The organism is Alcanivorax sp. HI0044 (assembly GCF_001634945.1).
This window is the reverse complement of the sequence record NZ_LWEZ01000985.1, coordinates 1-343: the sequence shown is the minus strand read 5'-3', so window position 1 is coordinate 343 and position 343 is coordinate 1. Positions and strand designations below refer to the sequence as shown.

Below are 343 nucleotides of genomic sequence, written 5' to 3'. Positions count from 1 at the left end.
CCAGGGGTGACACTTGCACAGTCGCTTCGCCGCCAGTGCGCTGCCGCGCAGGCTGCCATGGGCAACTACCGCCTGCCGGGCGTATTCCGAGCAGGTGGGGTAGAAGCGGCATTGATTGCCTATCCAGGGGCTCAGCACCTTCTGGTACAGCCAGATGGCGCCAAGCAGAAGCGATTTCACGTGACCCGTTCTGCCTGTCGCAAGTTGTAAAAAATGCATGATATAGCCATCGCGTGGGGAGATACCAGTGCTGTTCCATGGTCCTAACAGCCACCGTGATAAGAAAGTGTTGCGATTTCATGATGATGCAACGCTAAAGCAGCCTCAGGGCAACAAGGAGAGA

The 343-nt window shown here is 56.6% G+C and carries 1 protein-coding gene; it reads right to left on the bottom strand.

The features are described 5' to 3' along the window. Positions 1-180, bottom strand: a 180-nt coding sequence (gene yidD / locus A3730_RS29695; protein WP_082872354.1) for a membrane protein insertion efficiency factor YidD, incomplete at its 3' end; no start/stop codon positions are given. Positions 181-343 lie beyond the last annotated feature (163 nt).